The sequence below is a fragment of the Providencia sp. PROV236 genome, assembly GCF_033676985.1.
Classification (GTDB): domain Bacteria; phylum Pseudomonadota; class Gammaproteobacteria; order Enterobacterales; family Enterobacteriaceae; genus Providencia; species Providencia manganoxydans.
In genome coordinates this window covers 4,000,668-4,019,541 of the sequence record NZ_CP096297.1, presented here as the reverse complement: position 1 = coordinate 4,019,541, position 18,874 = coordinate 4,000,668, and the positions used below count along the sequence as shown (strand labels likewise).

19 protein-coding genes and 1 pseudogene are annotated in these 18,874 nt (G+C 36.2%); 11 read left to right on the top strand and 9 right to left on the bottom strand.

Annotation, left to right across the window (positions count from 1 at the left end; all coding sequences use genetic code 11):
- From M1E96_RS18640 to M1E96_RS18620, 5 genes are all read right to left on the bottom strand, one after another.
- Complete coding sequence (locus M1E96_RS18640; protein WP_369427279.1) at window positions 1–294, bottom strand: hypothetical protein; 294 nt, start codon at window positions 292–294, stop codon at window positions 1–3.
- 294 nt (window positions 295–588) lie between these two features.
- Complete coding sequence (locus tag M1E96_RS18635) at window positions 589–2,091, bottom strand: hypothetical protein (RefSeq protein WP_210833812.1); 1,503 nt, start codon at window positions 2,089–2,091, stop codon at window positions 589–591.
- Complete coding sequence (locus M1E96_RS18630; RefSeq protein WP_210833813.1) at window positions 2,091–3,737, bottom strand: hypothetical protein; 1,647 nt, start codon at window positions 3,735–3,737, stop codon at window positions 2,091–2,093. Before M1E96_RS18630 ends, M1E96_RS18635 begins: the two co-directional genes overlap by 1 nt.
- Window positions 3,738–4,683: 946 nt before the next feature.
- The gene (locus M1E96_RS18625; protein ID WP_259695364.1) at window positions 4,684–4,893 is read right to left on the bottom strand and encodes an AlpA family transcriptional regulator; all 210 of its coding nucleotides are present in this window, start codon (window positions 4,891–4,893) and stop codon (window positions 4,684–4,686) included.
- Window positions 4,894–4,993: 100 nt separating this feature from the next.
- A complete protein-coding gene (locus M1E96_RS18620) occupies window positions 4,994–5,524 on the bottom strand; it encodes an inovirus Gp2 family protein (RefSeq protein WP_210833815.1) in 531 nt (176 codons plus the stop codon).
- 800 nt (window positions 5,525–6,324) lie between these two features.
- Between M1E96_RS18620 and M1E96_RS18615 the strand changes: the two genes are divergently transcribed.
- The 10 genes and pseudogenes from M1E96_RS18615 (at window position 6,325) to tssD (ending at window position 14,416) form a co-directional block, all read left to right on the top strand.
- Entirely contained in the window at window positions 6,325–7,290 is a 966-nt protein-coding gene (locus M1E96_RS18615; protein WP_181480440.1) for a hypothetical protein, read from the top strand.
- Between the two features lie 316 nt (window positions 7,291–7,606).
- Window positions 7,607–8,338 carry a DUF3944 domain-containing protein gene (locus M1E96_RS18610; protein ID WP_259695363.1) on the top strand — a complete coding sequence of 244 codons (732 nt, stop codon included), beginning with the start codon at window positions 7,607–7,609 and terminating at the stop codon, window positions 8,336–8,338.
- 46 nt (window positions 8,339–8,384) lie between these two features.
- Complete coding sequence (locus tag M1E96_RS18605) at window positions 8,385–9,074, top strand: YafY family protein (RefSeq protein ID WP_241544512.1); 690 nt, start codon at window positions 8,385–8,387, stop codon at window positions 9,072–9,074.
- Window positions 9,075–9,090: 16 nt separating this feature from the next.
- Window positions 9,091–9,588, top strand: coding sequence for a hypothetical protein (locus M1E96_RS18600; RefSeq protein WP_241544511.1), 498 nt, complete (start codon window positions 9,091–9,093; stop codon window positions 9,586–9,588).
- Window positions 9,589–9,659: 71 nt separating this feature from the next.
- Window positions 9,660–10,124: a hypothetical protein gene (locus M1E96_RS18595; RefSeq protein ID WP_210834137.1), complete on the top strand. Its 465-nt coding sequence runs from the start codon at window positions 9,660–9,662 to the stop codon at window positions 10,122–10,124.
- A gap of 66 nt (window positions 10,125–10,190) precedes the next feature.
- Entirely contained in the window at window positions 10,191–10,409 is a 219-nt protein-coding gene (locus M1E96_RS18590) for a hypothetical protein (RefSeq protein ID WP_210834138.1), read from the top strand.
- A 105-nt stretch (window positions 10,410–10,514) separates the two neighbouring features.
- Window positions 10,515–10,931 carry an antirestriction protein gene (locus M1E96_RS18585; protein WP_259695362.1) on the top strand — a complete coding sequence of 139 codons (417 nt, stop codon included), beginning with the start codon at window positions 10,515–10,517 and terminating at the stop codon, window positions 10,929–10,931.
- A 60-nt stretch (window positions 10,932–10,991) separates the two neighbouring features.
- On the top strand, window positions 10,992–11,828 hold the full coding sequence (locus tag M1E96_RS18580; protein WP_259695361.1) for a DUF932 domain-containing protein: 837 nt from the start codon (window positions 10,992–10,994) through the stop codon (window positions 11,826–11,828).
- 125 nt (window positions 11,829–11,953) lie between these two features.
- On the top strand, window positions 11,954–13,495 hold the full coding sequence (locus tag M1E96_RS18575) for a hypothetical protein (RefSeq protein ID WP_259695360.1): 1,542 nt from the start codon (window positions 11,954–11,956) through the stop codon (window positions 13,493–13,495).
- Window positions 13,496–13,980: 485 nt separating this feature from the next.
- Window positions 13,981–14,416 (top strand): annotated as a pseudogene (gene tssD / locus M1E96_RS18570) (type VI secretion system tube protein TssD).
- Window positions 14,417–14,439: 23 nt separating this feature from the next.
- On the opposite strand, the gene M1E96_RS18565 reads toward tssD, so the two are convergent.
- The 4 genes from M1E96_RS18565 to M1E96_RS18550 form a co-directional block, all read right to left on the bottom strand.
- Window positions 14,440–14,616 (bottom strand): DUF1240 domain-containing protein, encoded by a 177-nt coding sequence (locus tag M1E96_RS18565; protein ID WP_369113887.1) that lies wholly within the window; start codon window positions 14,614–14,616, stop codon window positions 14,440–14,442.
- A 216-nt stretch (window positions 14,617–14,832) separates the two neighbouring features.
- Window positions 14,833–15,252, bottom strand: coding sequence for a hypothetical protein (locus tag M1E96_RS18560; RefSeq protein ID WP_319067236.1), 420 nt, complete (start codon window positions 15,250–15,252; stop codon window positions 14,833–14,835).
- Window positions 15,253–15,905: 653 nt separating this feature from the next.
- Window positions 15,906–16,742: an HNH endonuclease gene (locus tag M1E96_RS18555; RefSeq protein ID WP_369427278.1), complete on the bottom strand. Its 837-nt coding sequence runs from the start codon at window positions 16,740–16,742 to the stop codon at window positions 15,906–15,908.
- A 690-nt stretch (window positions 16,743–17,432) separates the two neighbouring features.
- Window positions 17,433–18,130 (bottom strand): IS1 family transposase gene (locus tag M1E96_RS18550; RefSeq protein WP_104872948.1). Its coding sequence is split into 2 segments (ribosomal slippage): window positions 17,433–17,881 and window positions 17,881–18,130, totalling 699 coding nucleotides; the frame shifts between segments, so codons are not numbered across the junction.
- A gap of 54 nt (window positions 18,131–18,184) precedes the next feature.
- Between M1E96_RS18550 and M1E96_RS18545 the strand changes: the two genes are divergently transcribed.
- On the top strand, window positions 18,185–18,595 hold the full coding sequence (locus M1E96_RS18545; RefSeq protein WP_369427277.1) for a helix-turn-helix domain-containing protein: 411 nt from the start codon (window positions 18,185–18,187) through the stop codon (window positions 18,593–18,595).
- Window positions 18,596–18,874 lie beyond the last annotated feature (279 nt).

Below are 18,874 nucleotides of genomic sequence, written 5' to 3'. Positions count from 1 at the left end.
CTACGTGTCTTTAAAGCCTGGTGCAACAGAAGCGCTCGAACATCCTTGAAGAATATTCGTATTTTCTAACCTGAGTTGATACTCAGCCCCATTTAGTTCCACATTAGTGCTACAATCTACATTCCATTGACGAAGCAGGTAACCAGCAATAGCAGAGCGGACTTCCAGAGTTAAAAGGTTTTTATATCCGAAAGCAAGTCTATTGTTGTTTGCATTGCATTGCATTGCATTGCATTGCATTGCATTGTCATATTTCTCAGCTTTTTCATTAGTAGCAGATACACAATTTCGCATATGTAAAAGCTCATCAATAAAACTTTTATCAATCTCATAGGTTATAAATTCAAAACCACAATCAAGGTACTCTCGACCTCATGGAACGAACTGAATGTCTTTATGTTTGATAAAATATTTTTGCTGATGCCTATCTCTAGGATCATAAGTAATAGACGATACAGGAATGCTCGACATCTACTTATTTCTTCACAGGAAGGGCAACATATTTTATGTTCCACTATCTCGACCCATAACGTCTCTTTAAAAAACAGTATTAGATATATTTCTGTATTACCATTTGGTAATAAGAAGCTAATTAATCATTAATTTTTTTAATTCAGAATCTAAATACTTATCAACAGCTGCTGCATCAATGTGTCCGGCATTGTGCCAAGCATATATTTCTTTTAATGCTAGTGTACCAAATCTAGCCCAACCAATTAGATTGGTTCTAAGAAGAAATTGAATCATATCACCACCTGATCTCAGTGCCGCATCGCCAGTATCAATTAGGCAAAGCGAGCCATGAGCAACTAAGAGCATCCGCCGTAGCTCTGGATTGCTAGTAGAAGGAATGCATTCTTTCCACGGTTTTCCATGATAAAAACGCTGCTTGCTTGTCCACATTAGACGGGTTAAGAGTTCTGTAATCAAAACGGGTATAGCCATGGCAATGCCGTGTCTGAAATCGTAACCTTTTTCGAAAACTTGTGTGGCGACGGTAGCAAAAGATTGCCTATGTTTACCAAATTCACCGACATCCAGTAATAATAGTAAGTTGTAGAATGGTATTGGTATACCAGCACCTCGCCCAGATGCTCCAGAGGAGCCTGCCATATCAGAAAATAGATGCCCTAACCAGTTAGCAAAACCAGAAAAAACTTTTGCTATAAAATTACCACCCTTTAGCTCATGGGTTTCAGTATCAATCGTAATTATCTGGCCGTTTGAAATGAAAGTGGAGGTGTCTGTAAATTGATTTAATATAGAGAAAAATAGTCCAATAAGATCGGGAGAATGTCCTAAACTCTTTAAATGGTGATTTTTAGGCGAAAGGTTTTTAACTTCTCCATCAGTTCCATTTGGGCCATATGTAGTTGCTTGGTCATAGTTAACTTTGAAGTTATTTTCTAAATAACCAATCGCACTCTTGGTTGAATTGACACCATCTTTAGCTCCAGACCAACCACATGCAGAGGCAAATTTTTCGACTGCGGAGTCAACTGCACTATCTGAGATTTTAGTGAGTGCCCCGTCTCCTGGCATACCAACGAAGAATACATCGATCAATCCACCGATGACACCACATGTACCAGCAATGAGATAGTCATATTTATCGCATTGTGCATTTTTGATGGTAAATTCTTCTTTGATACGTTTTTCGAGTTCTATTCGCTGAATGGGGGACATCAGCGTAGTGAAGGGGTCAGCATTTAAATTGACATCATTATTAAAAGCATATTGTTCAATTGACTGCTGATATTGTACCCAGCTCATATCCTGATTGAAATCGAGAGTGTCAAGTAGTGCTATTGGAGTAATAGCCAGCTTAGTCTGTAAATGAGCGATTGAATTCTCTAAGTTGAGTAAATCTTGAGTGATATCTATGTTTTCAGCCAAGAAGGGGTTAATATCTTGAGTAACTAGCATTATATCTAAATCAGCTAGCGCTTGATCAAGAATATCATTATTGGTTTCTTGGTTTTGTAGTAAAGCATTCAGTGCATTATCTAGCTCACTTAGTTTGTTTTCTGATTGATCCAGCTGGTGCTTTTGCACCAGCATGGCTGAAACATGTTTGTCTCGTTTAATCACTATGAAAATATCCCTGACAGTTTTCCTTTAATTACATCGGTGGCTTTAAAATAACCAATGGCTTCAAATACTTTGGAGAGTTTTTCCATATCAATAGTCGAGATATCTTGTTTTAATACTAATACGTTTACAGTTTCACCACCATTTTCACGTTCAATAGTTTTTTCTTCATAGAACGACATAATCAAAGTATAAATTTGTTGTTTAGTTGCATCGCGAGTAAGCGATTGAAGTTTTTCGTGATTAAGCTCAGCCGGACACTTCAGTTTAAAACACTTACTTTGAGTTGAGTCACTTTTTTGTGTAAGAACATTGCCTGCTGAGGTTAACAGTTTAACTTTTTGTAAAAGCTGTTTTACTTTTTCATCTTGAACATTATAAGAAAGAATAGCTTCACTTAATTTGGTAGTGATGAAGTTGATATCTTCCATTAAGTAGGAAATAGTTGCTTGTGTTTGCTTAATAACTTCGTTGAGCATTAACTCTCTGCGTTTCGTTTTATCAAGCTCATTTGCTCCAGTTAGATGTTTAATGCCTTTGTAAGCACCAACTCCTAGTAAGACTGCAACTCCAATACCAGTTGCCATACTAGAAAATCCTAGTACACCACCTAAACCCAAGGTGGCAAGACCCGATGTTAACCCCGCAGCTGACATACCTACAACTGAGCCTGAAAGGTAAACAGCGGCCAGAGGTACACCCACGGCCCCAGCTTTTGCACCAAGCTCTTTCATTCCACGAGTCAATGCATCATCGCTAAAGTCATCATTTAGCATTTTAAAATCTAGCTTGAGCGCATCTATGATTAGTTTAACTTCATCATCACTGACATTAAATAGGTCATAATTGTCATTAAAGAATGTAAAGTTGTCATATTGACCATTATTGACGCTCATGAATACGCTGAACAAATCTTTAACGAGCGAAATTTTAACAAGTTTATTGTGACTTGGAATGCAAGTTTTATCGATAGTTTGTATTAATGACTCTAAATTTTCTAGCTTGCCAGTTGTGCTGTATTCTCTCAGTGCGAAACGTGATTCGGAACTGAGCTCTAAGCGAGTCATGAGCAATAGAATTTGAGCAAATTCATCTTTATCTAGCTCGCCATCATTAGAATATGCCATGTTCACTATAACTTTTAAGTAAGTGACTTTAAGCTCTTCTGGCATCTCGGATAATGTAATTAACTGGTCTTCTTCTTCAAAAGTGTCAAATTGACTGCTTATGATATTTAAAAACTCAGACAATTTTTCAATATTACATTCGCTAATATTTTCAACTTTAAAAGAGGAACCGTCTTTTCGAGTGATTATGGTGTACTCGATAACTTTTTCTTTACCTTTATCGTTAGTTGTTACATTACGGATATACTCTGCTTTTTCTAACTCACTGAAGTTTATAACTATAGGTGATTCAAATACAGGTTTGTAGACCATTTTTTCGCCAGTAAATGCCAAGCCATCTTTACCACTGCCGAATACTGTAGTATCGAGTAAAGCTATGACAGAGCCAATGGTATCTTGTAGGTTCATTGATCTTGCAGCGTTATTCAGTTTTTTTTCTGGGATATCAGGCGCAATATAGAGGCCTTTCAGAGCAATTTGGCTGACATTTTCTTTAATAAAGATATTGATGTTTTGCATTGTAAATACCGAGTTTTAAATAGTTGACTTTAGATGTTAGTACGATTCCATCCATAGAATATCACCTAAATTTAGCTTTTGTTGCATAAATGAAAGGGAGTGTACATCTAAAACCATGCTATTTCCGTGAGTATTAACACATTGATTAAATTAAAAACTACTGCATAACATGATGGTGTTTTTATATTTAATTCTAATAGAAGGAACTTAACTTGAACTTTATCGGACAGAAATCCCAATTATGGCTATCTTATTTAAGTGATGGACAATTAATGATAATCATTATTAGGTTATTTCTGAAGCATTAGTGTTTTGCATATCCTGAAAAATCATCACGAAATGATTACTTCAAATCCTAGTTTACGAAATAGTACTTTAATTTTTCGACTGTATGATGACATTTCAGTGTTGTGGGTCTACAGATAGTATCCTGGTTTTCAAAGAATACGATTTCATTAAGTGCCTCTTGCTCATTATGGAGTTCTTACCATCATCAGTGCTGATGGTAAAGTAATTAGTAGGATCAACAGTACTTCGCTCAATTCAGACACCTATATTACTGGTTGCAGGGATGATTATCCATACACGATAAACAGCTGGAGTTGTTTTTATGCCTAGCTATATCAACCTCTAGGCTCTATATCAGGTTGTATCAATAATGTATCAGGGAGAGTTTTATTATGTATTAAGCGATACAGATATTCAGGAGCGGTAGCGAGTGTGTTGTTGGTGTCAGGAAAGCGTATACCAACCACCATCAGCTGGTGGCTATTCTTGATTAAGGGATGATTCCCTGGAAAACAGCTAGTTTGGTAAAGCCATCCAGCCAGCTCTGGTAATGGCTTAGCAATACCTCATGGCGATCATGATACTTTTTCATAGTGAGATTTCCTGGGGGTTAAATGATGTTGGTGTTATCAGCGGATAAAGGGTAATGATGTGATGTTTAAGATCTGGATTCGGCAATGCGTGCTTGTAGCCAATTCTCGACTTCACTCTTTAACCAACGAGAGCTGCGCCCTAATTTAATCGGTTTTGGAAACTCACCATCTTGAATCTGTTTATAAAACCATTTGTCCGTTAATCCAGTTAAGCCGGTAATAAATTTCATATCAACGAATTTGTCATTTAGTAAAGATACTTTCATATTATTCATTTAGAAGCTCCTGTCTTTGAAATGGAAAGGCAGAAGTGATATCGAGATAATTATCGGGATATGACTTCTCAAATCATATCCCAGATATGTAAATAATTACTTATTGGCTGCATCCAAAACAACGAAATCTATCGTGATAAGGTTTGCTGTAATCTTTAGCAAGATAACTTAATGCTTGCATGGTATTGATATAGGCTTGTTCAAAACCAATTTTTTCTTGTTCTAAGTAGTGACAACTGGAAAATTGCACTAATCCTTTCTGAGGGTTATTAAATAATCCTAGCGCACTGTCCCAAGCATTAATAATTAATGCTGCGAGATTATTATCTTGATGATAATAGCCAACGCCATGGTAGATATCTTTATTTAATAATAAGGCAACATGGTAATGTGTTTTCTGATTAATCGGTCCTACTTCTCTTACCCAAACATAATTTACATTAACCCTTAGATTCCGTCCCCATAAATGGCTTTTATTTTTAACGTCAACCATGATCCTTCTTTTTAATGATTCAAAAAAGCGAGTAATCACTTTGGGATCATTCTTGTAATCAATGTCGTTATAAGGAAATCGTAAATCAATTCTAAAAACAGATAATCGTTTAAACTCACTGAGTGATTTATTGATCATGTAACTAATTCTTTGTTGGTAATAAGAATTACAAGTATAATTCGACATCATCTAACCTCTTATATTTAACGGTAATTAGTGTTTCATATAAGATGGTTGATATGTATTTAATTACATTTTATTTTCATTAATCAATAAATATAGGGGATTATCAAACCTATTATTGCTAAAGTATGACTATCGATATAATACTCTATAACTATTCATTTAATCACTCCACATAAAGACTATGTAGAGTGATTAAACTCATTACACTATTAATATATTAAATATATATATTACCATACCAACATGATTGAATGTCATCACTTTAAATATTTTCATGGATAAGGTGCTTTAACTTTAAGTTTTTATAATTTTCTTACTCTGAAGTTACCTTGGAATGTCTAATCAATATTCGTAAAAATATTAATTTTAATAAGGTAGATGCTTTCTCTTTGAGCCATGTTTTGGTTATGTATTCAAAATTTAGGTCATCAATCTAATGGGGGTTAGTGTCAATTGTTAGAAATTTCTCAGTTTTTCAAATGCTCGACGTTTGGCTAAAAAATAATTTTCAACGGATTAGATACATAACCCATATAAAATATCTATAGAATAATTTGTTTGGATTAACAAAGTACTAAGCTCAATGTTTAAGTGCTATAAATGTTATTTATCAGTTAGATAGAAAGAAATGATTTGTCTCAATGTATAGTCATTAAGTGGATAATAAACATTCGTAACTGAGTCGAGAGGTAGACAGGAGTACGACAAGATTGTATTATTTTTCATGTTTAAATTTAATAAAGGGTAATGAAATGGAAGAAAATAATGCAATGAAAGAGTTTTATTCAAAATTAAAAAGTGAATCGAGTTCTAATTTTATTAAGTTTTTCACTAATAACTTGATAAATGATGTTAAATTATTTCATGAGATTCCTTACTCTCCAATCATAAATGTCGAGCAAAATAAAGAGTATTATCTTAATGAGTTTAAAAAATTAGTTGGCTATAAATCATTCTCAAACGTAACAATAGAAAAGCTTGAATCTGTTTATAATAAATCAAAAGATGAATTCATATCTGAAGAAGAGATAAACTGGTTAAATAAAGATATTAGATTTGTACATTATATTTGGGCGAGAATTATCTTAATAGATTATAACTTTAATGGGATAAAATTAAGTTCTAATTTAATATCTGCAATACAGATGTCAACATCAAGTAAAGAAAAAAACGCCTCTATTATAAATTTTATATATGATTCTTATCAAATTACACGTAGTGTTAAACTTTTCTTTATTAATCAATGGATAAATGAATATAATCAACAATTAAGATTTGTTAATATTCCACGTTGGATTTTTGAAAAAGAAGAAACCACTATGGACTGGGTTTGGGGTTACCTTTCAAAAGCGAATGACAATCCTGATTACGCGATCAACTCATTTTGTACCTTGAGTCAATTACAGTCTATTTTTGACATTTCTTACAAAAGTATAAAAAAAGAAAGGTACTTAGTTTTGATCGCTATTTTATTGTTATGGGGGGCAAGCTTATTACAAAAAAAATATTTAATACAAAATATGAGAAAAGCCTATTTACAAAACAAGCTTAGATCGGAGAGAGTAAATCAATCAGCATTAAGTTGTTATATAGAAAAAGATAAAAAAAATATGCTAGTTGATATGGCTGAATATTTTGAGTTACCTTTAAATAAAATGATAGAAGCATTGATTGAGGGTAAATATAAAGAAATTTTTCAAGATGAAAATGTTATTTAAAATGCAAGTTTAATTCAGTTTTTGCTTTCATTAATTTGAAGGCAAAACTTATTATTTTTTATGTAGACTAGTTCATTGTCAGTTTTGGTAAGCGCTCATTTTATTTCATTATTTTTTACTTCTATATCACCCTCATGAAACTCTTATAACGACAATCAATTTTAAATATAAAGATTCATAACGTCCCCGGTTTTTAATAATGACATACTTTGACCTGACTATTTATCAATTTCATTGAAAATAATTTTTTACGCGACATACCCTGTCCGGTCGGTTTGTTACGCTGTTGGCTCCTTAATTCATTGGAATCAACATTATGCCTAAATATCGTATTGACCCTGATTTAGCCTTTATTGCCAACTGTACTAATGACGACTTAAGCCTTTTAGTTTCCGTTCTGACGCATGACCATAAAGACGGCAAAAAACGCTGGAGTGAGCGTTTAACCCGCAAGCCAGAATACCAACTCTATTATCCTAACCATCAGCGTTATTGGACAGATATTTGCGCTGAGCTACAAACCTTTGGTGCCAACAGTTTAGTCAGTGCCGTGCGCGGCAATAAAGGTGTGTTATATCGCGAAATCCTGCTAGATGTTTGTAAAAAGCTGAAAGTTAACTTTAACCCAAAAAGCGACATTGAAACGCTGGAAATGAACCTGTTAATGACGGTGATGGAGAAAAGTTTAGATAAACTCAGTGAAGAAGAGCTCCGTACTCTTTCCCACGATTTACAACTGAATCTCACCAATCCCACACCGCAATTGGTCATGATAGCCTTACAAGCTGCCGTTCGCACTTCCGGATTTGCGGCACTCGAAATTGCTACCGTCGCTACCATGAGCATCATCGAGCTACTCGGCGGCGTGGCGACATGGGGGACGATATTTGTCGCTAATCGTGCCTTATCCTTTTTAGCGGGTCCGATTGGATTGACTCTCACCTCGGCATGGCTCATTGCCGACATTGCCGGTCCTGCGTACCGCGTCACGATACCCGCTTGCATCATTGTGGCGTATTTGCGCCAAAAGTCCCTTTCACCGGCCTAAGCCCACGCTTAAGCCCTTTTGTGTTATCGCTGGTAGGAAACCGAATATGGCACAACCGTCACCTCGCCATGACCGATTAGTTCATCGACTGGCGTATATCCTGACCCATTTATTTAAAGGAGAAACGTTATCACCCCGAGTATTAGCGGCTGAATTTAATGTGTCCCTGCGTACCATACAACGGGATTTTCATGAACGTTTGGTCTATTTGGACATTGAACAACAGGAGGAAGGCTATCGCCTTGCAGGCGGACAATCCGCCTTACGTACTGACAGTGATATTTTGCAGTTTGCCCAGATTACGGATATTACACCGCTTTTTCCGGTGCTTGACCGCAAGTTACTGTCGTTATTACTGAGTCGGCATGCGCAAGGCTCCCCGTATGTGGTCTATCACGCACCGCCCAAAGCCTTACCGTCCGTGTACGGCGGCTTTGCTTTAATTACACAAGCTATTTTGGATAACCGATTTATTCATTATGAGATTGGGGGAAAAACCACGCATTGGGTTGCACCGTATAAGCTCACCTATTTTAATGGGCATTGGTATGTCTGCGGCGTGATGAATGGCCTTATTCATGCGGTTGAGTTGCTACATCTGCGTGATGTGGAGCTCAGTGCCCGGCACTTTAAGCCCGACACTGCCTTATTACAACGCATGACTGAGCGCGCTTTTATACAGGCTTTACCCCATTTTCAATACATCAAAGGGATATTGCATCCCCATCAAACTTAACCATCAAGGAGACACGATGACGCAGCCATTAAAAACACGCCTTTCCCCACTTAAGTGGGGAGTGCCCTTTATCACCAGTGCCTTACTCTTTTTATCACCCGCCGCACACAGTCTGATTTTAGACGAAGAGTGGGGGGATTGGTATGGCAGTACCGCGATGGCTTGGGAGCTTAACACGCAAAATGAAGCAGGTGAAACCCTCACGTTAACCTGCACGAATAAAGCGTTTCGTGTCCAACTGAAAGCGCCGGATTTCACGGAGCCTGTGGGCTCTGATTATTTCGTTCAAGGCATGCAACTGCGTATCAACGATACCGCGTACGATTTTTTTCCTAGCGCATTTGAAGATACCGTTGGACCGGATAAAGCCTTATTCCATGCCCTTAAGCAAACGAAAGACACCGACATCTTACAATTTACATCCTTACCCATTGATTCCGAGCCCTTCTCGGCAAAAGGTCTCGCAGAGGCACTCGCCGATACCGATTATCAGGACTGTGTTGACCATATGTAAGCTTCATCCCTGAGTCAATCATTGCTTTATTAACAACCTCATTCCAATATATTCTAAAAGGAGTTACTTCGGTGATAAGTAAACTAAAATATCCTCTATTATCCAGCTTGTTACTGACCTTCGCCGTCAGTACAGCTGCTCAGGCCGTCCCGTTACGTGGAGAAATACAACCCGACCGTTATACCTACTATCTCACACCGGCTTATGGCAAAACGTTAAAGGCGTTAAATGATAAATCCAATCGCCCTTACTACCCCATTTATCCACATGGTGAGCTTTATCCTTATGGCTCTTACCAACAAACCAAAGATAAACCCGCCCCCACCGCCATGACCTGCGTCAGCAGTGTTTATTACAATCAAGGCGCAGCAGCAAATTGGTTAAAAATTGTCTGTGCCGATAATAACGGATTGGAATATACCGGCAATCAAAAGTGGCCCCCGAAGTCTGTTGCTACCCGCATTTGTAAAGTGGGAGAAGCCCGATGTGATTCCTTCTTGAGCTTAAAGAGTGACGGTTGGTCAGGTCCACAATAACGTGTCATTAATCATTTATCCACATTAAGCCAGCCTCACGGTTGGCTTTTTTCATTAAGGAAAAACATGTCAATTTTAAAACTCATAGCAACTACCGCCAGTGTTGTATCACTAGTCTACGCGACAAAATATGCACAACAAACCATTGCCGAAAAAATGGCTCAAACGGGACAGTATTCAGATGCAGAAATACAGGCAGCACGGTTAGGTACAATATTGGCCTGTGCTGATTTGCTTGGTGGTGCACTGGATAAACTGCTGAATACCTTCTTTAAAGCACACTAGCCCCTTCGATTTACACGCCATTTGTTATATCAACAGACACACGGCAGACAGCTGAGTCTGCCGTTTTTTATTCCCTTCAATATCAATAATATCAAGGTTATTTTTATGAATACTGACACAATCGCAATGACATCGGTTCCCAACCATCAACGCACGGATTTCTGGCAAACCCATTTTGGCACAATTAGAGGCTTTTCAACCTTTGAAGTGGTGATTTTTACTACTATGGGTCAGTTTTGTGAGGACTACCACGGCGGGTATTGGGAATATTGCACCTTATCCAATGGTGGTGCTTTCATTTATCCCGATTTAAATCAAGAAAAACTGACATTATTTAACCCTCATAACGGCAATGAAGCGGACGTTAGTTGTGAAGCGGCAGGGATTGCTGTGTGCTTGATGATGTACAGTTTATGGTCATTTCAAATCGAGAGTGAATTATTAGTCGAACGCTTTTATCAATTACGTGATTATGCAGCGCAACACACTGAAAGTTCAGCCATCTTTCATCTAATCGATTAAATCCTACTTAATTCACTCTCTCAGTTTTACCTATCTACTTTATTTTCAAGGAAATTTATTATGACTCGTCTAGCTTCCCGCTTTGGTGCGGCGAATAGCATTCGTCGCGAGCGCCCGTTAACCATCGAAGAATTACTCCGTACTGTACCGAGTGTTTTCTCTGAAGAAAAGCACGAATCCAGAAGTGAACGTTATACTTACATACCAACCATTACTTTATTGGATAGCCTTCAAAAAGAAGGCTTCTACCCGTTCTTTGCTTGTCAGACTCGTGTACGTGATACCAGTCGTCGAGAACATACAAAGCACATGTTACGACTCAGACGCCATGATCAAATTACAGGTAGCCAAGTGCCGGAAATCATCTTACTCAATAGCCATGATGGCTCCAGTAGCTATCAAATGTTACCCGGCTTCTTTAGAGCCATTTGCTGTAATGGCCTCGTTTGCGGTGACACGTTTGGTGAAGTGAGAGTACCGCACAAGGGCGATGTGGTGAATAAAGTCATTGAAGGGGCTTATGAAGTATTAGGCACCTTCGATGCCATCGCAGATAAACGCGAAGAAATGCAAAGCTTGATATTACCCCCACCAGCACAACAAGCTTTGGCACAAGCGGCTTTAACTTATCGCTTTGGTGAGGAGCATCAACCGATTACCGAAGAACAAGTATTACAACCTCGTCGTTGGGAGGATAAGAAAGATGATCTGTGGACTGTGTACCAACGCTTGCAGGAGAATTTAATCAAGGGAGGATTGTCTGGTCGGAACGCTAAAGGTAAACGTGCTCGCACTCGTTCAGTGAATGGCATTGATGGCGATATTAAATTGAATAAGGCATTGTGGGTGATGACAGAAAAGATGTGCAATTATTTACATTATAACAATCCCATTTAGTGTACAATAATTAACCACAATATTAATGCTATAACTTGTTAATTAGGTAGCTTCATCATTTATAAATGATTTCTGTCTATAATTATGGCTACCTTGATTTTTTAAATTTTATAAGGAGAGTCTGAGTGGAATTAGGATTTTTTTTTGGTGCTGGTGCAGAAATAGGATATGGGCTTCCTAGTGGGGGGCGATTCGCAATAGATATTTTTAGGCAAGATCCAAGCAAATATAAAATAGAGTTACGTGAGCAACTAAGAGCTCTAGATTCTCGTTCTGCTTATGCAAGTGATTGGTTGCCTTCTGAATATGCAGGTAAGAGCATTTATGCCTTTGGGCGAAATGAATTTACTAGTTTGATTGAATCTTCAATCGAGTATAAACGTACAGAGATCATCCGTAGATTAAATCAATTTGATCAGGAGTGTGATGCAGCGATTACTCAATTAGGTATTGATAAATCACAATTAGAACAGAAATTTACTGATGCGCTAGATTCGGGGTTTGGTGAAAGATTATATACTCATGCGATACGTCTTAATGAGTTGTTATCTAGGGATGTCCGTTTATTTGACTCGGAATATTATTCAGCCATGCTTGATGTTGTTAGGGCATCAAATCAGAATGATGATTTAAAAAGATATGCGTCAGCATTTATGCAATTATTAGTTGGTGCGCATGGACAAGCTTTAGTGCAACGTCTCAATCAAGAACTTTTTGAAGAAGCGCCCGATGACTTACCTATTTTTGATGATATTGTTGGAATGTTTCGTATAGAGTTCAGCAGAATTGGTTCAACAGCTCTTGAGTTACTTTTAGAAGAGGATAGAGTTTTTGAAACAAACGATGATAGCACTGCTCTAACTTTGCTTTGCGCTATAGCCCAAAAAGTATTAGAAAATATTTTTACTACAGTATTAGATTACCAAAAACTAATTGATGACCATTTTCGTTATTTATTCTCTCCAGCAACGGAATGGGCTAAATTTACAAGGATGGTTATTTTCCTTAAAATAGCCCGTGATTATATTAGTTCACAAGCACCATCGATAGAGTCTCTTCCTGAGCAAGGTTATTATCATGATCTTGCTAGAGCGAACAATGGTATAGATCTAACCGCTGTTGGAACAGCGAATTACAATAGTTTACTTGCTGGAATTTTTAGTCATTTATCTGTCAATTTACCAGAAATTATTCATCTTAATGGAAGTATTAATGATTATTATAACCCGTATAAAAACTCAGTTATTACTTGTCGATTAGAAGATTTAGATCAGGAACAAATTCATGTACCATTTATTTTAACTCAAAGTGGATTAAAGCCTTTAACGTCGGTTGAAATGTCACGTAGATATGTGACATTATTTGACAAATATGCTGATTCTGATGCAGTCGTTGTAGTCGGATTTGGTTTTAACAAAGATGATAGTCATATTAATGGGCTTTTTAGAGAGCTAGTCGAAAATAAAGGTCGTAGGTTAATTATTATTACGCTAAATACAGATGGAACAGCAGAAGAGCAAAAGCGGAAGTTAAGAAGTAAAATGCGTATTTCTCATGAATATAATCATTTAATCCATATTATTACAGTTGATGGTCAAACTAGAACACATAATGATACCTTGTGGCTTGATGCAGTAATCAACCTTGTCAATCAACTTAATGAATAGGGATTTTTTTGATTTGTGTATTTTTGAGGTTTGATAAAAGTAATAGGTATGGTCAGCAACGAGTCTATTCCATAATTTATTACCTAACGGAATAGACTCCGATTAGATAGTGAGTATACATTTAAGTATACAAAAATTTTTCTATTAATTTATATCAAACAAAAACAATGTATTGTATATAAAAATCGAGTCCGGCCTTCGCACCATAAGAACATCAATAGACGTCAACTAACGTTTTTTTGTATCTAAAATCCAGTGTTTGCAAGGCTTTTCCCTACTTTTCAGTCAATGCATGTCAACTTAACTCAACCCACATCAACCTTCTTATGAGTATACCTTCGCTTCGTTAATGTTTGCATGCTCGCCATACTTTGAATACATGAGGATTGGCTTCCTTTAGCTATTAAAATCATGCAGTTATCTATACTCCCCGGCTATTTTTACTTGCCACCTACATGTAATACAAAACAGGTAAAAATCAAGGTTTGATTTCGGCAGGGTGTTCATCTCCAGGACTCAATCGGTAATCGCTTTCAAATTGGTCACGAAGATGAAATTCAAGTGATCGGCCTAAATAGTGGTTCTTTTCGTGAGCAGAACGCTTCATATAAACCCATTGTATTTACTAAGCCTATTGATAAATCATCTCCTTTACTTTCAGTAGCTTTGGATAGTAACGAAGTTCTAGAAGCAAAATTTATTTTCTATCGAACAAGCCAAAAGGGGCAACTTGAAAAGTATTATGAGATCAAGTTGACAGGTGTTTTATTGATTGAAATTCCAGATATATTCCCTGATTCAATAAAAGATAATGAATCTATGCCGTATCAACGAATTCAAATGAAATACGAATCCATATCAAGAAGTCATTTAATGGCAAATACTTCAAGTTATAGCATTAATAGTGAGATGGTTAAGTAGTTTGTATCATCAAAAGAGATGTACTATTTACACATCTCTTTTGAAATAACATATTCATTTGGTGCAAAAATAGATGATTTATAGCACGTATAGTATCCGTTGGAAGTTAAATCTATCCTGACATAGGTTGAAAAGAAAAAGCTAAATACGATACCTATTATAAAAATAATCCCCAAAAACCCAGCTAATTTATTATTCATTCTTATTAGCTTTTTTTATATCCTAAAATAAAGCTATAATATGAAAAATACAGTACTAAAGGTGATTCAAAACAAATGAATCCTGTTTGAAATGAGAATAAAATTCTAGGTTTCATTTGGAAGTAATCAATATAATATGTTGCTGATAAATAGATCCCGAAAATTGCTAAAATCAAAAGAGCTATAGAGGATAATATTAATTGTATAGGGTTTATTTTATCCACGACCTAACGCCTTCCAGTTATTAAATACAGGTTGAGGACTTCTTGTTTCTACTTTAGTTCTACGGTGAAATTTTAAGTCTCTTATGATTGATTCACTTATGCCAAATTTATCATCTAACCAATAGAGTAGTAGCGCTGCTAATACACCTACAGAAAATACGCCTAAGGTTACGAGCATTACGCTTGTTCCAGTGGTTAAAGCGGCTGTAACTAATCCACTCGTTATAGCGGTTGTTATTTGAGTGCTAATAGCTAATTTTGCCATATCCATAGTTATATTTACGAAAAAATTAACTAGTGTGGATTCATTTTTGAATATTAATTCTACCATTCTATAAGCTGCTGAAAAAACAATGGCAAATCGAGCTGCTCCGAAAGAAATATTATTCATTCCTTGAGTTCCAACTCCCATGTATAAAATTCTAGGGTTGTTGACTAAATATCGAGTTCCATCTAAATAGGTTCTAATTCCAGCATGACCAGATAAGCGGATATAAGTATTTCCATTAGGACCAATGTATTCTGTTGCTATAATATTGAAATTTCTAAATTCGTTAACAATTCTACCACTCTGTATGTCTCATAGGTATTTCCTGAAAAATTAGATATAAAGTCACCAATACCAAACAACGTTTCTTTAGGGTCTTTGAATGGTGTCGGAGTTGTTAGGTTTTTTAAAATATAATTAGCTTCTTCAATGGTAATCACGGCAGCGACATTGTCATCGTCCTCTTCGTTATTCAGGATCCCCTTGATTTTTGTTAGGCTGGCTTGGTAGTAGAGTTCATCATAATCAGGTACGGCTTCGAAACTAAATTTATCATTAGCATCAATGAGTGTTTTTGATACTGGATCATATTTATATGCGATGTTACTTCCATATGAAATTCAACTTAGGTTAAGATTATGAGAAGTGTTGATAATATTCAATAAAAATATAAAAGAGATTATGAACTAATATAGATAACTCTACCTGATATTGAGTGAAGCACTGACTACACGCCTGAAGTAACAGGTTATAGTCTTTCATTTTCAATAAATTACCCTCTACATTTGCCTACTAGTTCACACACTGTAATGGTCTAATAATTCTTTACATCGTTCTTTGAGAATCTCAATATCGTCTTCATTATTAACTATGTGCATTTTCTTGTGGCAATTAGGGCATAATGCAACGGTATTGTCACATGTATCATCACCACCTTTGGAAAGCCAAACGATATGATGTGTTTCTAGATAGGGTTCACCATTAGTATTTTTAAACGGTGCTTGTTGTAGGCAAAGCTGACATTTGCCTTTCGCTAGCCTTTTAGCCAACTCTGCGACCCAAATATTTCTTTCATAATTTGTCGATTGTTGCTGATAGCGAGTGGCTACTTTTCTACTTTTAGCTGCTAATATTTGAAGTTCCTCAAGGGAAAGTTTTTTTGCTTTACGAGCTCTAATATTATCTATATTGTCTCGATCTTTTCGCTGGATCTGCCGTTCGCATGAAACTAGCTTTAACGGAAAAATATAAACTCTTCTAGGTTTTCCTTGTTCATCAGTTTGTGTTTCTGAATACGGGAGGTCATCAAGAATAACTTCACCCATGTAGGTATACTCTTGAGCTTTAAATACTTCAAAAAGATGAACTGTAACGCCATTAATTCTTGATTCAGCTAAAGTTTTATTTTGCTGAAAGCTTAAGCTTTGATCACCTTTAGTGCCCATACCGGTATAATGAAGTACATTATCGGACCAGCGATCATCGTAAATAGATTTAATATGATTTGAGATAATAATTAGAGTATTTGTTTTATGGGAACGACGCATGCCACCTTGGGGGCTACATCCAAATATTCTACAAAGCTCAGTGTTGTTGAGCTTTGTGCCTATTTTAAGATCATTATATTTTTCCATGATTTTTTGCCTGTTCTTAAAATATCTAGCTTTAGCATATACCGAATAACGGTTAGCTTAGTTAATCTTACTTCTATACTTTACAGGTGATAATTGATTATTGGAACTACGCATATGCTTAATCTTGCAGAATATCTTAATTCATTAAAATATATCCTATCTACTTATTTTTACATATAAAATAGTGCTATTCCTTGAAAGGAATTATGTTTTTATTTTACTCTATCTTATTGATATATTTGTTTTTATAGGGTGAGGTTTTGTTATAATAAGTTTACTAACGGATATTCACAAATAGGCAATAAAAATTTTTATACTGTTAATGAAATAAAATAGTATGAAAAAATATTATTTGTCGGAATTTGGTGAAATATGCTTTAAAAGCCCTCGAAATAAGTATGAAAATGCATAGATTAATTGCATATTGAAATGATAAAAAATGCTTATGTAATAAATCTAATGCACCGAATAAAACTAATACCATTGTTCAGCATTTATATCTTACATCTCCTTTTGCTTAGGAGTTGTTTTTATTATTTTTAAGATGTGTATTAGTTCTTTTTACGATACTCGAAGGTGGTTCACTCAATGTACCTATTTCTTATTGCCTATCATTATGCATTGGGTTTTGGCTTATGTGAGCGTATTGGCTCAAGTATATTACTGGTCGTGTATTCAATATAGAGATCATCATAATAGATAGTGTTCACGTTCAATGAATGTCCCGATAATTTTGTCATGCATTTCAGGTGACTTCGAGTAACCTAACGTCTTACGGTTAAGGCGCTTCAAGCGGTTTCTCAGATTCAAATTCTCTCTTTCTATTCGTTGCGTATAAAACTTACTTGCTACATGTTTCTGCTTGGGCAATATCTCATAAGCACTGAACTTATCCGTGCACCAAAAAGCGACATTAAACCTAGACAGTAAAGCCAGTAACTGGCGAAGAGTCCTTTTGTTTCGACGACCAAACGTATGAGCAATAATCCGTTTTAGGCGGGGCTCCCACGCATACCAAAGCCAGCGTTGTTGCTTCTTATTAGTCACAAAAGACCACTGTTCATCGACCTCGCAAAGGAGTTCAATGTGCAGATTATCAAGAGGTAAAGAGGTTACCTGTCTAGGCGAGAGTTTTTTAAAGTACGAACAACCGCATTAATGCTGATATGAAGGGCCCTAGCAGTATCACGAATACCGGCATTATTCATCGTGAGGTCGATAATTTTATCTTTAGTTCCGGGTTGGCAAGCACGATATTTATAATCGAGTTGGAAGCTTCGGCAGCAATCTTGGCAACGATAACGTTGATGACCAGTGCTACCTAATCCATGTTTTTTCACTGGGGGCGTTTGTTGACAAAATGGGCACCTTACATCGACTTTAGCCATGAATATTCTCCGATAAATTACCCTATATTACAGGTTAATCACCGGATTGAATACATGACCAATTTTTTCTTTGAATCACCAGAAGAAGCAATAAAAAAATCTTATGAAACAGCCAAAATAACCCTTCAGGTAGGAAAAGCTAAAAAACCAAAATTAAGGGTTTATTGCTACCAAGATATCATGTTACCTGTTTTATTATATGGCCTAAATTTCAAATGGTCATCAGAAGAACTATTAAAGCCGCTAAATATATTACTACATGAAGATGCAAATGGTGTCTTAATTAAAACATTAACAATATGGTTTAAAAACAATTTAATCATGAGTGAGACTGCTAAAGAATTATTCATTCATCGCAATACATTAGATTACCGACTAAAAAGAATATCAGATATCACAAAGTTAGATTTATTGACCATTGAAAGTAAAGTTTTATTGTATGTTGCGCTACAGCTGAAAAATTAATTCAATAATGGCTTAGGACGAAAATATCGTTTTCTCCTAAGCTATATGCCATCACCAAACGGATATCCTTCATAAATTTTCAACAATAATGGCGGTTTTTCGGATAGGATGGGTAGTGTTGTGGTATTAGCTAAACTTGATGATGCGATAATAATTCTCGGTATTAGGAAAATACAGCGATATGCGTTCAGCCAAGCTTATGCGTGTTTTAAGATAATAGTAATATGGTCATGTATTCAATCCGGTGATTAACCTGTAATATAGGGTAATTTATCGGAG

Excerpts from the sequence above, each read along its gene's own strand:
- M1E96_RS18555 (WP_369427278.1), bottom strand. The coding sequence starts at position 16,742 with ATGGAAAAATATAATGATCTTAAAATAGGCACAAAGCTCAACAACACT.
- M1E96_RS18560 (WP_319067236.1), bottom strand. The coding sequence starts at position 15,252 with ATGGGAGTTGGAACTCAAGGAATGAATAATATTTCTTTCGGAGCAGCT.
- M1E96_RS18565 (WP_369113887.1), bottom strand. The coding sequence starts at position 14,616 with ATGAATAATAAATTAGCTGGGTTTTTGGGGATTATTTTTATAATAGGT.
- M1E96_RS18585 (WP_259695362.1), top strand. The coding sequence starts at position 10,515 with ATGAATACTGACACAATCGCAATGACATCGGTTCCCAACCATCAACGC.
- M1E96_RS18625 (WP_259695364.1), bottom strand. The coding sequence starts at position 4,893 with ATGAATAATATGAAAGTATCTTTACTAAATGACAAATTCGTTGATATG.
- M1E96_RS18630 (WP_210833813.1), bottom strand. The coding sequence starts at position 3,737 with ATGCAAAACATCAATATCTTTATTAAAGAAAATGTCAGCCAAATTGCT.
- M1E96_RS18600 (WP_241544511.1), top strand. The coding sequence starts at position 9,091 with ATGACGCAGCCATTAAAAACACGCCTTTCCCCACTTAAGTGGGGAGTG.
- M1E96_RS18640 (WP_369427279.1), bottom strand. The coding sequence starts at position 294 with ATGCGAAATTGTGTATCTGCTACTAATGAAAAAGCTGAGAAATATGAC.
- M1E96_RS18580 (WP_259695361.1), top strand. The coding sequence starts at position 10,992 with ATGACTCGTCTAGCTTCCCGCTTTGGTGCGGCGAATAGCATTCGTCGC.
- M1E96_RS18605 (WP_241544512.1), top strand. The coding sequence starts at position 8,385 with ATGGCACAACCGTCACCTCGCCATGACCGATTAGTTCATCGACTGGCG.
- M1E96_RS18610 (WP_259695363.1), top strand. The coding sequence starts at position 7,607 with ATGCCTAAATATCGTATTGACCCTGATTTAGCCTTTATTGCCAACTGT.
- M1E96_RS18545 (WP_369427277.1), top strand. The coding sequence starts at position 18,185 with ATGACCAATTTTTTCTTTGAATCACCAGAAGAAGCAATAAAAAAATCT.
- M1E96_RS18615 (WP_181480440.1), top strand. The coding sequence starts at position 6,325 with ATGGAAGAAAATAATGCAATGAAAGAGTTTTATTCAAAATTAAAAAGT.
- M1E96_RS18620 (WP_210833815.1), bottom strand. The coding sequence starts at position 5,524 with ATGATCAATAAATCACTCAGTGAGTTTAAACGATTATCTGTTTTTAGA.
- M1E96_RS18590 (WP_210834138.1), top strand. The coding sequence starts at position 10,191 with ATGTCAATTTTAAAACTCATAGCAACTACCGCCAGTGTTGTATCACTA.